The sequence below is a fragment of the Arthrobacter sp. ok909 genome (assembly GCF_900104405.1).
Classification (GTDB): Bacteria; Actinomycetota; Actinomycetes; order Actinomycetales; family Micrococcaceae; genus Arthrobacter; species Arthrobacter humicola.
The window spans coordinates 58455-72791 of record NZ_FNJS01000015.1 but is presented as its reverse complement, the minus strand read 5'-3'; the positions used below and the strand labels follow the sequence as shown (position 1 = coordinate 72791).

Below are 14337 nucleotides of genomic sequence, written 5' to 3'. Positions count from 1 at the left end.
CCGGCGGGGTTTGGTCCTTGGCAGACGGTATGGAAGCCACCGGCGTTTCGCCACCGCCGGGACCTGGAGCCGGATCCACGGGAGGCTTCTGGCCGAGGCTGACGCCGCCGGGCAGTTCGGCGGGACGGTTTCGGTAGATTCGACTGTCACTCGGGCCCACCAGCATTGCACGAACCTTCCCCGCACCACAGGGGACTCCCGAATTACGAGAAACTGTTTGAGGAACCGCCCGACCACGCCATCGGCTCCTCCCGGGCGGGCTGAGTACCAAGATCCATCACGCCTGTGACGGTAAAGACCGACCAATGGCAATGATTCTTGGCCCCGGACTAGTTGGCGATTCATCGATGTTCCCTGCCGTTACAGGCCCGACGTCAATTGGCCACGTCAATGTCAACAGCAAATTAACGATTATCAGTGGCGGCAGGTCTCTTTGGACAGGATCCGGCGTCCGGGGCGTGCCGGGCGGGCACCGGATCAGGGTTTGGGTGGGCTCCAAGAAAACGGGCATAGCCCCTGCCCGCCGTCACCGCCGTGCACCACGCAGCTACGCGGAGGATTTCAAACCGAGGCAACGTATCCGGCTACGCGGAGGTTTTCCATGAGTCAAAGCGCCCGATAGTTGGATTCCCTCCCCTGGGTTAGTCTGATGGCACAACGTCAATACACCGGAGGATTGGATTTGCAGCACACCATCTTGACCATGTCCCGTGGCGATGCTCCGAGGTTGAGAGAATGGGTGGAGTATCATTCTTGGCTGGGTTTCGACGACTTCCACGTCATTCTTGACAATCCGACTGACGATAGCGCGAACGTCCTCCGGACGCTCCACGTGCCGGCAAAGATAACCGTCGAAGTCAGACCTGCTTTTGGCGAGTACTACGACGGGCTGGCAGGCGACGAGAAGGTGGCCCGGGCAGAGGTCTGGCGGGAGATGAATCGGGAGCGCATCGTTGAGTGGGGACTCCCCATAGTGGATCCGCTGTCCATGCGTCAGTACCTGTACTTGCCCGCCGCTCTCAATAAGTACGCGCTGAGGGGCGAGGGGTGGGTTTCCGTAATAGATGTGGACGAATTTATCGTCCTACCTGGAGGACGTAAGATTTCGGACGTCACCACCGCGGCGAAGATGCCGCGCGTGAGGTTCCTGAACTTTAATTTCGACTTCAAGGAGCGTGACCCTGGGCGTCCGATCCTCCAGCAGCACACCCGACGATGGGCGCGGGAGGACATCGTCGGTCATGGCCAGGGTTGGGACACCCGGGTGAAGTCGATCGCCCGATACGACGCCGCTGTCCCTATGGCTTCTGTCCATGCGATCAGTCGCGGATGGTTCGAAACCCTTGAACCGGAGATCGGTCGCCTCCATCACTACAAAGTAAGCGGACACGGTGTCCCTGTGCTCCCGTTCTGTGTGGAGGACCGGGCCGCCGCTGACGCATTCAAGGTCAGTGAAGACCCACCTTCACGCCTCTAATTGCCCACCTTAGCCAAAGAACTGTGAGGATTAGGATCGCTGGTCCGGGACTGGCTGGTCGGCAAGCCTCCTCCGTGGAGGACAGGGCCGGTTGAACGGGCTTCTTCCGCGATCTGACCGTCCGCGGGATCCATGGTAGAACTGGCGAACGCCGATGCCCCACGCCGGACTGGTCGCCGCGATCGCCGCTAACTTACCCGGGACCGCCTGACAGCGCTGGTGCACGAACTACGCCGCGAACCTGGTGTCGGTGACCAACAAGCCACCTTCAGCAACCGATTCCCCGCAGCTGAAACTACTGAATGAAACGCCGGATACGCCGTGTTTGAGATAGTCCCCTCAGCTCCACTCGTCCGCCGTGTTACCGAGCCGCAGCCCGTGTCATTGGGCGATGTCTGTCTCGGATATGCTGTTAGCTGGTTTGGCGTAGGATGCCTGAGGCTACGGGGGAGAGGTATGGGTAATGAGTCAGATTCTTGATATCGAAGAAAATAGGGCGAAGATCTCACTGCCAGCTAGGGAGAGTATTAGACGAATCAGTCTGTCCCTGGAAAGCCTTCGGGGCGTGGGGGAAAAGTCTGTCGCCATCATTGTCAGGGCCTGGAAGGCGGACGGTGCCAGCGTCACCGAGACTTGCAAGGGTGTGCATTATTCCGCCGCACTCGGTGAAATGTTCGCATACTGTCCGGGAACTCCGCGTGAAGCATTCAGCGGGCCCGTGAACTTGGAGTTTGTGGATGAGCCCGCAGAGGTCTCCTTCGAACTACTGACATGGCCTGGGCGCGAACCTGTTGCTGCCGGCGTTTTCGCTAGCAGCGCCTTCTTCGTGGAATCTGCTTACACAACATCCGAAGGCGCATTGATGCGAACTCGAATTCTCAAAGGTGGGGGACACAAGTTCAGATGACCAAAGATCCCATTGACATATCTGTCGTGATCGGTTTCCGTAATTGGGGGCTCACGCGGCTAGAGCTCGCTGTCCGTTCCATCCAGGCATCCTTTGGTGCATTGCGCGGAGAAGTGATTGTTTCCGACTACGGCTCGGATGCATATGGGGACACGCGCGATCTGATGGAGTCCTTGGGTGCTCGCTATGTCTACACGACAACGGACGGGACTTGGTCTCGGTCTCGAGCGCTGAACGCAGGTTTTGCCGTTTCCTCCGGTGCGGTGCTTGTTTCAACTGATGCTGATATGGTCTTCAGTCCTCAATCAATGGAAACCATCGGAACCTGGATCCTGGAAGACCCGTCGTTGTGTTTGCTGCTTCAGTGCCGCGATCTGCCCGAAAAGTGGGCGGATAGCGACATAGAGCGTCTGGGTTACCAGTGGGACACCTTCGAACGCGTCGCCAGGCTCCGGCCACGATGGGGCATGGGGGGCATGATGGCCGTACCCCGCGAAGTCTTCATGCGCATCCGCGGTTTGGACGAGCGCATGCATACGTATGGAGGAGAAGACATCGATTTCGCCACCAGAGCGAAACGTGCGGGTCAGCGACTTCTGTGGGTAGATGATGAACGAGTGCGCATGTACCACATGTGGCATGCGCCCACCCGGAAGACGCACGAAAAATCCGTGGCTGCTTCGAACGCCATCGCCTTCAATAAGGAAATTGTCTACACCGACAAGACATTTGTCCGGAATACACCTTTCTGGCTGCATCGTCCCTGGGACGCCAGACCCCTGGTAACCGTCGCTATTTCGACGTTTAACCGAGCGAACTTCTTGGCCGAGAGTATCAATTCAGTGCTTTGCCAAACGCTGCAGGATTTTGAGATCGTGGTGGTGGACGACGGCTCAACAGATAATACTCGGCAGATCGTTGAGAGTTTTGACGATCATCGCATCAGGTATTTCTTCCAAGAGAATTCCGGCATAGCGGCAGCGCGCAACCGGGCTGCCGACGAAGCACACGGATATTACACCGCCGTTCACGATGATGATGACCTCATGACTCCGTGGCGCCTGGAGAAACACTTTGAGCACATAGTCGCTGGAACACACGGGTCTTTCGGTTCATTCGTGAATTTTGACGATTCGACCGGCGAGATGAAGCTCTTTGCCTCAAAAATTCTCAATGACGGGACCATCCTCGACACAGGAGGCGCACCCGGACATGGTACGTGGCTTGTCGAAACCGACATTATTAGACGGCTAAGGTACGACGAATCTCTATCCAGTGGTGTGGACAACAACCTGGCGCTGCGAATGGTCCGCTCAGGTGTGGCATTGACGCACTCGGGCGAGATCATGATGATGCGCAGGGTGCACGACGGTCAGATCACTGTGGGCGATGAGACAGTCCAGAAAACCTCTGCTCGGCAGACTCGGCAACTGTTCTCCTATGTCACCACAAAGTGGGGTGCGGACAAGTTGCGTGCCGAACGGGGAAGTGAAGACTATGTTCCAGTCCGGCTCGGGAAAGACCTGGATACTTTGGCGCCCTTCCTGCCGGATTCGCTCGTGCGGAGAGTCGCCTTGTTTCGAGGGCCATTGGAAGGCCTGCCGGATCCCACTAAGCAGCTTCTACTCGACCGTTGCGCGCATGTAGTCGTGGAAAGCGATGAGAATGACAACGTAATTCGGTACTCAGGCGTCATAGTAGGTGCTTCGATGAGGGAGCTAGCCCTGCTTCGGCGCTCAGGCGTCGAGCTCGATGTCACAGGCGAACTTATGGGTTCGGGCGATGAGATGAAAAACCTTGTTCCCGTCGATCCGTTGGACACCATGGAAGCGGCTATCCGTCAGGCTTTCGGCGAATTCGTAGCGTGCCAGGGCACCGAAGACCAGGAAACGTTCGGTCTCATCAGGAAGATTGAGCCGCGCGGCAAAGCGTCGCACTTTGGCTGGACAAGAAAATTCGCTTGCGGAGACATAGAGGAGACCGTCGTGTTTTCGAGGTTCGCTAGTACTGTCGAAGCATTCATCGCGCAGATCGAAAGTGACTGGATAGAGATGGAAGTGGTGGGCGACGCAATCGTGCCGGAGTCGCTTCTAGAGGCGATTAACCGTCCTCGTCAAACTCGAGGAGCGGCATTGTGATAGTCAAATGGAGCGGTGAGTACGTTGGACACACCGGGTTTGACGTTACGGCCGACGACTACGATGGTGAACCTCGGTTTAGATCGTTTTGGTTTGATGCAGGGCCCAAGAATCGGCACCCCGACCGCGAGGCAGTAGCCGCATTCCTGGTATTCAACTCCGCCATGGGCGGTCTGGTGCACCTGCCGCATAAGTTTTCGCCTGCGGTGGATTCCGCCATGCGGTCGATAGCGAGTCCTGTGCCTGTCGCCTTTTCTCCGATCGAGTATTACCCGAAGGCATTGCCTAGCGGATCCCGGCCGTTGGACCTTTCCTGGTCGGGCAGTGAAGCAGCGGCGACGGACATGACGACCGGTGATGACACCACATACCTCCGTATTGAACGATCCGATGAAACTGCCGGTTCTCTTCGTACCCTGCGTGGGTTGACTGTGTCGTCGAACGCATGGCTGCATTCGGATGGTCGAGAGGGCCAGGTTTCTAGCATTCGGCCCTATCTGGCTGCTGCAGTTTTGTTTGCGGAGGATCTCGATGCCGATTCGATCAGGGTCCCCGGTGGCTTTGATCAGGAAAGCCGGGAGTGGAAGGACCTGGTGTATCTCCTGGGCACCGCCCGTCTCGGCTTGGAGGTTGCCAGGACCTGTAGCCCTACCGAGAGTCGCCGTCGCGGCCTCAGCCCAGAAGATTAGCTTACAAAAATCCAAAAATCTGAGTCTGGTTTGAAAGTGGGCGGCCCGTGGAGAAATCCGCACGCCCAGGAAACCATGAGTCCACTACAAGGAAGAGATTCACCATGGGGAAGCGACTTACCGTTATAGGCACCGGATATCTGGGTGCGACGCATGCGGCAGCCATGGCGGAGCTTGGGTTTGAAGTTCTCGGCGTAGACGTTGACCCCAAGAAGATCGACGCCCTGAGCCGCGGCGAACTGCCTTTCCACGAACCTGGCCTGCCCGAGCTCCTGCTCAAGCACATAGATTCCGGCAGGTTGCGCTTCACAACATCGATTGAGGAAGCCGCAGCTTTCGGTGACGTGCACTTCATTGCGGTGGGAACACCTCAACGCGCCGGCGAAGACGCAGCGGACATGACCTACGTCGACGCCGCGGTTTCGGCACTAGCGGGAGCCATAAGCCGGGACGCTCTGGTCGTTGGCAAATCCACCGTTCCGGTGGGCTCTGCCCGCAGACTCAAATCCGTCATCGCCGAGACTAAGCGGGACGGGGTCGAGATTGATCTTGCTTGGAATCCGGAGTTCCTGCGTGAGGGCTTTGCGGTTCAAGACACATTGCGGCCGGATCGCCTCGTAGTAGGCGCCGATTCACCCAGGGCCCACGCCGTGCTCCGTGAAGTCTATGCAGATGCGCTCTCTCGAGATACCCCTTACATAGCCACCGACTTTGAGACTGCGGAACTGGTCAAGGTCGCGGCCAACGCGTTTCTTGCCACGAAGATTTCCTTCATCAACGCATTCGCAGAAGTGACGGAGACGGTCGGAGGCGACATCCGCACGTTGGCGGATGCCATTGGCCTCGACAACCGGATTGGACGCCGGTTTCTGAACGCCGGCATTGGGTTCGGGGGTGGCTGCCTGCCGAAGGATATCCGAGCCCTACAGGCGCGGGTGAGTGAGCTCGGCCTTGATCGGACGATGCGGTTCCTCTCTGAAATCGATGAGATCAATCTCCGGCGACGGGACCGCGTAGTCTACCTGGCCGAGGAGCTTCTGGGCGGACTCGAGGACAAACGCGTTGCTGTGTTGGGTACGGCCTTCAAGCCGAACAGTGATGACGTCCGGGATTCGCCTGCCCTGGACGTCGCGGCACGGTTGTTCAGTGCAGGAGCTGAGGTGAGCGTCTATGATCCTAAAGCGAATGATAACTCGGCGCAGCGGTTCCCCAGATTGAACTATTGCTCAACGCTTTCGGAAGCTGTGTCGGGGGCGGACGTGGTTTTGGTGCTCACGGAATGGCAAGAGTTCTGCGACCTGCGCCCGCAAGCCATCCAGCCCCTGGTCAATAGCAAACAGATTGTTGATGGACGAAATATCCTCAGCAAGGATGAATGGGAGAGCGCCGGCTGGACATTCAGGGCCCTCGGACTAAGAGCTTCAGACATTCCGGCAACGGATTTGCTGGCCGTCAACTAACGGTGGGGGCACATGGAATGGCATTTCGACAAGCCTACAGGGGCATCCGGGGTGTCCTGTTCGACATAGATGACACCCTGGTAGACCTCGAATTCGCCATGACAACGGCCCTTCGTGACGTCAGCGAGCACCTCCTGCCCGGCCTGGACCAAGCCGGGTGGGACAGGTTCGGGCGGATTTTCACCCACGAGACAACCCACTTCTACGACCGCTACCTGGCCGGCGAGCTGACCTTCAACGAGCAGCGGCTCCTCCGCGGCCGGGCGGCGCTGGAGCACTTCGGCGTCGAACTGGATGACGGCGAGCAGGCCCACCACTGGGTGACGTCCTACGCGAGCCGCCAGCACGGCTACGTCCGGGCGTTTGACGACGTCGGCCCGCTTCTGGATGCCTTGGACGCCGCGGGCATTCCCTACGGGGCCGTCAGCAACAACGTCCACGACTACCAGCGCGTTAAGCTGGACGCGGCCGGGCTGACACGGATTGCCGTCCTGGTGGGCACCGATACCGTCGGCGTCGCGAAGCCGGACCCCGCCATATATCTCGAGGGTGTCCGCCGCATCGGCACCGGCCCCGGCGAAACGCTGTACATCGGCGACAACCGGCTACTCGACGCAGAAGGTTCGACGGCGGCCGGCCTCCTCGGCGTCTGGCTGAACCGCGGTGGGGAGCCGGCCCCGGGCTTCCTCGGACGCCAGGTTAGTTCCCTGCTGGACCTGCTGGCGGGCGGTGCATAGCTTCCTGCTTCGGGACGGTGGCGCTGTCCCGGGGACTCCGATCTTGATGCTCCCGACGAAGCTCTCCGTTTGGGAGGACTTGTCCGTGGGACCGCACTTTGTCGTCCTCCGGATTGGACTGGTGCTCATCGCCGTGCTCGTGGCGCTGGCTGTCCGCAGCAAGATCCTCAAGCACGTCTGGGGAATGGGGTGGCGTCGCGCGGCCATAGCTTGCGGGGTCGGGGCGGTCCTCTTCTACGTAGTCTGGATCGTTTACCTCGGCGGCGTCATGCCTTCCAAGACAGTGGCGCGCAACTGGAACGTCGCGTGGCTCGGATTGGATGCTCTCGAGGGCCTTAGCGCTCTGCTGACCCTGCTGTTCCTGCTCCGTCGCAGCCACTACGCGGTACTGACCACTGCGGCGTTCAGCACGAGTCTATGCATCGACGCCTTCTTCGATGTCACCACCGCCGCCCCGGGGGCAGCCCTGACCACTGCCGTCCTTGAAGCTGTCTTCGTGGAACTTCCTTTCGCCGTCCTCGCCGGGGCCCTCGCGCTCAAGCTCCTCAATGCCAGTGATCTGTTGCGCCTGCCCCCGGCAGCGGACTGATAGGCCGACCCCCAGTATTCGCTCAGCCTTGTGTCGTTTACTTGGGGCTGAAACTTTTATTGTTGAGGAGATACCACGTGGAACAACACACCACCGAAGTCGGCGCCCCGGGCCCGGCCTACATCGCCCCCCAGACCCTCCAGACGCTGCAGGCGCCGCCCACTATGGCCGTGCCGCAGGCGGGTCCTCCAGCGGGCTCTTCTCCTGGGTTTCCGGCGAAGAAGAAATGGTGGAACATGCCAAAGGTGCTGGTAGCGGCGGGGATCGCCGTGCTCCTTGCCGGCGGAGGAGGGGGCTTCATTGGTTACTCGTGGGGAAAATCGGATGCCCAGCACCAGATGACTCAACGGCTGCAGAACGGGCGGCCGAACGGTGCTAGCGGCCAGGCTCGCCGCAGCCCGGGCCAGGGACAGGGTCAGAGCAAGCCCACTGCCCCCAGCACTCCGGGAGCCGGGAACCCCTAGGTCTACGTTGGCTGACTCTGTCTAGGCAGCCTCGCCCAACCGGCTCTTCCTCCGCAGCACTAGGAAGGCCCCCACGGAACCAAGGCCCAGCACCCCGACGAGCCCCAGCGCGGTCGCGGCGTCGGACTGGCGGAGCATAGTCGTGGGAGACACCGCCGCGGCACCGGAATAGAGTGTGCCGGTGCCGTCGGCGATCCGGGCATTACCGTCCGCCAGTTTGTCCGCGCCGGTGGCCAGCCGCAAGGAGCCGTCCGCCAGCTTCGTGTTACCAGCAGAGAGCTCCGAGGCCCCGTCCGCCAGCGCCTGGGAGCCGTTGAGCAGCCCGGGGTTGGCCGGATCGCCCGGGGTTCCCTTGATGCCGGCGTTCAGGGCCACGGTTCCGTCGGCCAGCCGGGAGCTGCCGTCGGTCATCCGGGCGGCAGCCTTGAGCAGGCCCGGATGCTCGGGATCGCCAGGGACCCCGTCCATCCCGACCCGGATCTTGGAAGTGCCATCGGCCAGGAGCCGGGTGCCCAGCACCACGCCCGGGTCGGCGGGGTCCTGGCTGTTCAGCTTGCCGGCCAGCGTGGCGAAACCGGCCGTGAGCTTTCCCGTTCCCGCATGGAGTTGGCCCGCGCCGTCCTGCAGCCGCTGCGCACCGGCCTGCAGCTGAGTGGCACCGGCATCCAGTTTGTGTGCGCCCGCAGTGATCTTGGCAATCTTGTCCTTCACTACGGACAGCGGAACAAGGCCTTGGACGGGGTCGTTGGCCGCCGCCTGCAGCAGTTCCAGCGCCTGAGCCAGGGCAGCCGTCCCGGTTCCGACTTCCGGATTGCCGTTGGCGCCGCGGTAGCCCTTGAGCTGATCAGTGCCTGAGGCCAGTGCGGCGGTGCCTCGGGCAAGCTGGGCGGCGCCCCCGTCGAGCTGAGTGGCACCGTCGGCGAGGTTGCTCCCGGCGTTGCCTGCCGGCGTCGGGGTCAGGGCGGCGGACAGCTGCACGGCCCCCGCCGCGAGCTTCTGCGCACCGTCATCGACCTTGTAGACGCCGGGGGCGAGCTTGGCGTTGACGTCCGTCTCGATCTTGACGGCGCCCTGGGCCAGTTCCCCGGCACCGGCCTGGAGCTTGTCCGCGCCCGGGACGAGCTGGCTGCTGATGCCCGAGTAGATCTTGTCCGCTCCCGCGGAAAGTTTGCCGGCCCCGGTATCGGCCAGGCTGGCGCCGTTGGCGAGTTTCCCGGCCCCGTCCTTCAACTGATCGGCGCCGGCCGAGGCCTGGCCGGCGCCGTCGTTGAGCTTGGCCGACCCGGCCGTGATGCGTCCGGTGACAAGAGTATAGAACCCCAACAGGGCAATGAGCAGCAGCGCCAGGATGGCGATGGCAATTTGCTGCCCGCGGGTCCGGATGCGTGTCTCACTGGCGGCGGCACGACTCTGTGGCACAGATGAATCCTCTCGACGGTCTCGCCGGCAGCGGCTCTGCTACCGGCCACCCCGGAAGCTGTGATGCAGCTAACACTGGAAAATAGTCGCAAAGCTGCCCGCAGCAGGGTGGGGGAAGGGTGGTTACTCGTTGGTAACTTACCGAGCGTAAACTTGTTTCCGCCGGATTGGCAAGGGTGTGCCCGGGTTTTCCGGCTCCGGCCGTCCCGGTCAGGGCGGAGGGAGCCGTCCGCCCCGGCGCCGGATCCCCGATTTGTGCAAGTGAAAACTCTCGGGTAAAGTAATTACTCGTGCTGAGGCGCCGGGAGCGAGGGTTTAGGCCCAGGCATCCGGTCCGGAAGTGCCATTGGGATATGGTGTAATTGGCAACACTACGGTTTCTGGTACCGTCATTCTAGGTTCGAGTCCTGGTATCCCAGCTCTGAAAATTCTCGGATTTCCGCGGATATTCGGAAGTTTTGAATCGATTGGATCGATTTGAAACAGCAGCCAAGTGTATGAAAGAATCATTTGGCTTGAACGGTAGAAATGCCGTTCAGGAAGTACGCGGCCCCATCGTATAGCGGCCTAGTACGCTGCCCTCTCACGGCGGTAACGCGGGTTCGAATCCCGCTGGGGTCACAACAGGAACGGTCCCGGGCATCAGCCCGGGGCCGTTTTTCTTGTCCTGGATCCGGCCTGCCGTTGCCAGGTGGCGCTGGCCGAACGTGGGTAATCTCTTCCCGAGCCGTGCTGGCCTAGTGTTGAGTTGTCTCCCTCCGGTTTCGAACCCCTAGACTAAGCCGAATGAAGGTTTTAGTTACTGGCGGAGCCGGTTACATTGGGTCGCACACCACGCTGTCTTTGCTGGACGATGGGCATGACGTGGTCGTTTTGGACAATTTGTGCAATTCCAATGCGGAGTCAGTTCGACGGGTCGAGGAGATCTCAGGGCGGCATGTCGAGTTTCGACGGGTTGACCTGCTCGACGCAGTGGCGTTGGACGCCGTGTTCGCAGAGTTTCGATTTGACTCTGTCATCCATTTCGCCGGGCTGAAGGCTGTCGGTGAGTCAGTGGAAAAGCCTCTCGCCTACTATCAGAACAATGTCGTAGGAACGCTGAACCTCCTCCACGCAATGGAAAGGGCCGAGGTCCGGACCCTCGTGTTCAGCTCTTCGGCAACTGTCTACGGCGCCTCTGATCGAGTCCCGTTGAATGAACACGAGCCGCTGGACGCCAGCAACCCCTATGGACGCACGAAGGAACAGATCGAAGACATCCTCTCGGATCTGGGTGCGGCCGACCCGCGCTGGCGTGTAGCGTTGCTCCGGTACTTCAATCCGGCGGGCGCCCACGAATCCGGTCGCATCGGCGAAGACCCGCAGGGAACGCCGAACAATCTTTTGCCTTTTGTCGCGCAGGTGGCTGTCGGTCGCCGGGAAAAGGTAACGGTGTTTGGCGGTGACTACCCAACTCCGGATGGCACCGGCATCCGAGACTACATTCACGTCATGGATCTCGCCGCCGGTCACATCGCCGCCGTGGGCTTTCTGAACAACCGGAGTGGCGTGTTTCGCTGGAACCTCGGTACTGGCCGGGGATCTTCGGTACTGGAGGTCATACAAGCATTCAGCGAAGCCGTAGGCCATAAGGTCAAGCACGAATTCGCTGACCGGCGCCCTGGCGATGCCGCCGTCAGCTATGCAGACCCGGCCGCGGCTCTGGCAGACCTAGGTTGGTCCGCCCACCGGACTTTGGCCCAGATGTGTGAGGATCACTGGCGTTGGCAGCGGAATAATCCATTCGGTTACTCTAACGACGTTGCGGTGCCGTCGCTACATGGTAAGTAGTTCCGCCGAGCAGGCCGAGGACTGGCATGGACGCCTCCCTGCTTGCCATCGTAGGAGGTCGGCGTGGCGGAGCGGAAACGGCTCACGGCTTCCGTCACTGCGGTGGCCGAGGACCTAGCGAGCGAGCCGATTCCCAAGCCGGCAGTGCTATCATCTTCTCCAATCGACTGGTAGATCCTTGTCGAGGACAGGCCATCCGTGATGCATCCAGAAGGCGTAGTCGGGCGCCGCACATTCCTATCCTTGGCCGTGGCCTTCGGGGCCGGCGTGGCAATATCGGCTTGCAGCAATGCCGCCGCGGAGAACGGTCCGGCCAACTCCTTGGACCCGATCGATGGCACTGAGGTTCCACTGTCCGTCGTCGCAAGTGAGCCCGCTGCTGTCCTGCGCCGGTATTCAAACGTGTTCCGGAGCAGCCCCAGGCCCAATGGAGTCTTCTTCCGGAACAAAGCCGGCACCCTGAAACTCGCAGCGGCCTGCCGAGGACTGGAGGGCCAGGTACAAGTCGTCGATGCAGCCACGGGAAAGCTTGAGCTCTCGTCAACTCCCTTCCCTGGCGGCGGAGGAGGCGCTGGCAGGGTTGTCTACGAGCCTTCTGCAGAGGCCCTGGTTGCTTTTGGGCCTTCGGCAATGGCTAAGAGTGTGAGTCTGTCGGGGCTTGTAACCGACTGCTACAGCGGCGCTCCGGGTACACGAACTGTAGCCTTTGCTCCGGCCGTCGACTCGAAGGGCAGGATCTGGAGCGGAAATTACCCGATGGGGAGTGCAACCCGGTTCGACCCGTCCACGCGCCAGACTGTCAATACGCCACGTGTGCATGCGGGGGCACAGTATGTTCGATGCCTGGCCATCGACAACAAGGACAACGTCTATGCGGGGACCGGCGTTCTGAATCCTCGAATCGTGACGTGGCAGACGGACAGCCCCTCGGCGTTGCGGGAGATCTCGCTTCCAGACGCTGCCGCGAAGGGCTTTGTATATTCCATCGCTGCCCATTCGGGCGTTCTCTTCGTCTACTACGAAGGCGACGGAAACAAAGAACTATTCAGGGTGTATGACCTCGAAAGCGCAACATGGAAGCGGCCGCCGTGGACTTGGTCGCCCGTAATGCGTGCCTCGGCGGCGCTACCTTCTGGAGGAGACATATATGTCATCCGGAACACGGGGGCCATCTTTGAATTGATCCGGATCGACTCCAGAACCCTGGCGGAAGAGGCCGTGTGCGCCGTTCCCGGCGCCCCGCATGCCTTGCATGTCGAGTCTTCGGACGGAGACACCCTGGTAGACGTCCTGTGCGGAGTGGGGAATCACCATGAATATGTCCGGGTATCAATTGGCGGGAATAAGGTTGTCCAGTCCGTCAACGTTGACTTGGCCGACACGCCGCTGAAGGTGCAGGCGTTGGCGGCGTCCGCGTCCGGGACGACGATGTATCTGGGTGGTTACCTGGGCGACGGAATCGGATCAGTGGACCTGGTATCGGGGGAAACATGGCGTTCACGTGACGACACCGGAATTGCCCAGATTGAGGGGATGTATCCATACGACGAATCCACTATCTACGTGGGGTCGTACACACAAGGCCGCCTATTTAGATTCAATCCGCGAACCGCGAGTGTCACCGAACTCATTGTGCTTCGCGACGTGCATTTGCAGTCCCGTCCTTTTGCCTGGGCCCAAGCCGGTGGCAAAGTGGTAGCGGGCACCGTGGCTGAGTACGGGTATAACACCGGTGCCCTGGCAGTAATCAACCCCTCGAACAATTCAGACATCACTGTGATCAGCGGTCCCATTCCGGGCCAATCGGTCCTCGGCCTTGCCGGGGAAGGCGACGTCGTCTATGGAACCACCGGCATCAAGGGTGGCTACGGTTCAGTGGACGACACCAAGCCAGCACACGTTTTTGCTTGGAATGTCCGGCAGAATCGGCTCGTTTGGAAGAAGCCCTTGCCCGGGGAAGTCGAGATTAACAGCCCGCTCATCGTTCGCGGCATCCTGTACGTGAGCACCAACAACGGCGTCATCAGGCTCAACAAGGCGAGCGGAGACGTGGTCTTCACTTACAAACTCCTGGACCGGAGTGCGGTCCCCGGCTACAAGACGAGTGAGATCACGTATCTTCCCCAATCTGATTCCATCGTCCACATAAGCGGAGGGACGGCAACCGTCCTCGACATGGACGCGCGGACACGGAAGGAAATTCTTCGTGGCCATTACACGGACATGGCGACCACCGGTGAGGGCAGGCTCTATGTCGTGGAGGATGGCACCAATATCGTCGAAATTGATGCAGCCCAGAAGTCAACCATACGCTCGTCGGCCGATCTGGTCAGTGTCCGGACTGACGGCTGGCTATACGTTTCGCGGTCACTCGGGGGCGGCAAGTATGCGGAGCCCGTCCGCGCCGACCCTGGGTTCGGTCCCTCGGTCCGGTCGTGCCAGGTGGTGGACTGGGACGGCGACGGCATTTTTGACGTTGTGACAAGTCACGACGACGGAACGCTGCAATTGTACCGAGGCCTGCGTGGAGGCGGCTTCGCCGTTCCTGAAAGGCTGGCCGCTGGCGGCTGGCGACTTCGACAGCGGGCTGCAGCTTTTTGGAGGGCCCAGCGGTAGGGGCGGTGGGC

At 60.7% G+C, this 14337-nt stretch carries 10 protein-coding genes and 2 tRNA genes; 11 read left to right on the top strand and 1 reads right to left on the bottom strand.

What is annotated here, in order from left to right; translation table 11 throughout:
* Positions 1 to 682 precede the first annotated feature (682 nt).
* The 7 genes from BLR03_RS13425 (at position 683) to BLR03_RS13400 (ending at position 7997) form a co-directional block, all read left to right on the top strand.
* Positions 683 to 1477: a glycosyltransferase family 2 protein gene (locus BLR03_RS13425; protein ID WP_175460544.1), complete on the top strand. Its 795-nt coding sequence runs from the start codon at positions 683 to 685 to the stop codon at positions 1475 to 1477.
* Between the two features lie 463 nt (positions 1478 to 1940).
* On the top strand, positions 1941 to 2384 hold the full coding sequence (locus BLR03_RS24015; protein WP_139184553.1) for a hypothetical protein: 444 nt from the start codon (positions 1941 to 1943) through the stop codon (positions 2382 to 2384).
* Positions 2381 to 4522, top strand: coding sequence for a glycosyltransferase (locus BLR03_RS13420; RefSeq protein WP_091253299.1), 2142 nt, complete (start codon positions 2381 to 2383; stop codon positions 4520 to 4522). Before BLR03_RS24015 ends, BLR03_RS13420 begins: the two co-directional genes overlap by 4 nt.
* On the top strand, positions 4519 to 5211 hold the full coding sequence (locus BLR03_RS13415; RefSeq protein ID WP_091253298.1) for a hypothetical protein: 693 nt from the start codon (positions 4519 to 4521) through the stop codon (positions 5209 to 5211). The genes BLR03_RS13420 and BLR03_RS13415 overlap by 4 nt, the downstream gene beginning before the upstream one ends.
* A 104-nt stretch (positions 5212 to 5315) precedes the next feature.
* Entirely contained in the window at positions 5316 to 6671 is a 1356-nt protein-coding gene (locus BLR03_RS13410) for a UDP-glucose dehydrogenase family protein (RefSeq protein WP_091253296.1), read from the top strand.
* Positions 6672 to 6688: 17 nt separating this feature from the next.
* The gene (locus BLR03_RS13405) at positions 6689 to 7408 is read left to right on the top strand and encodes an HAD family hydrolase (RefSeq protein WP_091253295.1); all 720 of its coding nucleotides are present in this window, start codon (positions 6689 to 6691) and stop codon (positions 7406 to 7408) included.
* 85 nt (positions 7409 to 7493) lie between these two features.
* Positions 7494 to 7997 carry a hypothetical protein gene (locus BLR03_RS13400; RefSeq protein ID WP_139184552.1) on the top strand — a complete coding sequence of 168 codons (504 nt, stop codon included), beginning with the start codon at positions 7494 to 7496 and terminating at the stop codon, positions 7995 to 7997.
* 485 nt (positions 7998 to 8482) lie between these two features.
* On the opposite strand, the gene BLR03_RS13390 is transcribed toward BLR03_RS13400, so the two are convergent.
* Positions 8483 to 9880, bottom strand: a complete 1398-nt coding sequence (locus BLR03_RS13390) for a hypothetical protein (RefSeq protein WP_091253289.1) — start codon at positions 9878 to 9880, stop codon at positions 8483 to 8485.
* Positions 9881 to 10227: 347 nt separating this feature from the next.
* On the opposite strand from BLR03_RS13390, the gene BLR03_RS13385 reads away from it, so the two are divergent.
* The 4 genes from BLR03_RS13385 to BLR03_RS13370 all read left to right on the top strand — a co-directional run bounded on the left by BLR03_RS13385 (position 10228) and on the right by BLR03_RS13370 (position 14326).
* A tRNA-Gln gene (locus BLR03_RS13385) sits at positions 10228 to 10299 on the top strand.
* 129 nt (positions 10300 to 10428) lie between these two features.
* Positions 10429 to 10501, top strand: a tRNA-Glu gene (locus tag BLR03_RS13380).
* Positions 10502 to 10666: 165 nt separating this feature from the next.
* Positions 10667 to 11710: a UDP-glucose 4-epimerase GalE gene (gene galE / locus BLR03_RS13375; RefSeq protein WP_091253287.1), complete on the top strand. Its 1044-nt coding sequence runs from the start codon at positions 10667 to 10669 to the stop codon at positions 11708 to 11710.
* A 249-nt stretch (positions 11711 to 11959) separates the two neighbouring features.
* Positions 11960 to 14326 (top strand): outer membrane protein assembly factor BamB family protein, encoded by a 2367-nt coding sequence (locus BLR03_RS13370; protein ID WP_368086970.1) that lies wholly within the window; start codon positions 11960 to 11962, stop codon positions 14324 to 14326.
* Positions 14327 to 14337: the final 11 nt, after the last annotated feature.